At 58.5% G+C, this 1,136-nt stretch carries 1 rRNA gene; it reads left to right on the top strand.

What is annotated here, in order from left to right:
• Window positions 1-195 precede the first annotated feature (195 nt).
• A 16S ribosomal RNA gene (locus AC4NMM_RS15235) occupies window positions 196-1,136 on the top strand; the annotation flags it as partial.

The following is a 1,136-nucleotide window of genomic DNA, read 5'->3' as shown; positions in this document are numbered from 1 at the left end:
GATGAGGATCACGCCCCCTGCGCTCCGGCGTAAGCGGTGATCTGATGTGAGCCGTGGTCGTTCGGTGTCATCCAAGCCGTTGGGTGGCCCGGACACCACACAGACCAATGCAATGGTGTGTCAACCCTCGTCTTCGACGAGATTGACACCCGCCAACACCCCCTTCAGGCCGGGAATCAGGCCTGAAGGAATTACATTCCGGTTGATCCTGCCGGAGGCCATTGCTATTGGGATCCGATTTAGCCATGCTAGTCGCACGAGTTCAGACTCGTGGCGAATAGCTCAGTAACACGTGGCCAAACTACCCTTCGGAACACGATACCCTCGGGAAACTGAGGCTAATAGTGTATCTCATACCACCACTGGAATGAGTGGTATGTCAAACGCTCCGGCGCCGAAGGATGTGGCTGCGGCCGATTAGGTAGACGGTGGGGTAACGGCCCACCGTGCCAATAATCGGTACGGGTCATGAGAGTGAGAACCCGGAGACGGAATCTGAGACAAGATTCCGGGCCCTACGGGGCGCAGCAGGCGCGAAACCTTTACACTGCACGACAGTGCGATAGGGGGATCCCAAGTGCACAGGCATAGCGCCTGTGCTTTTCGGTACCGTAAGGTGGTACCAGAATAAGGGCTGGGCAAGACCGGTGCCAGCCGCCGCGGTAATACCGGCAGCCCAAGTGATGGCCGATCTTATTGGGCCTAAAGCGTCCGTAGCTGGCCGCGCAAGTCCATCGGGAAATCCACCTGCTCAACAGGTGGGCGCCCGGTAGAAACTGCGTGGCTTGGGACCGGAAGGCGCGACGGGTACGTCCGGGGTAGGAGTGAAATCCCGTAATCCTGGACGGACCGCCGATGGCGAAAGCACGTCGCGAGAACGGATCCGACAGTGAGGGACGAAAGCCAGGGTCTCGAACCGGATTAGATACCCGGGTAGTCCTGGCCGTAAACAATGTCTGCTAGGTGTGGCTCCCACTACGAGTGGGTGCTGTGCCGTAGGGAAGCCGCTAAGCAGACCGCCTGGGAAGTACGTCCGCAAGGATGAAACTTAAAGGAATTGGCGGGGGAGCACTACAACCGGAGGAGCCTGCGGTTTAATTGGACTCAACGCCGGACATCTCACCAGCATCGACTGT

It is taken from the genome of Halorubrum sp. SD41 (assembly GCF_058630335.1).
Note: the sequence above shows the minus strand (reverse complement) of the source record. Positions and strands in the feature narration are given on the sequence as shown.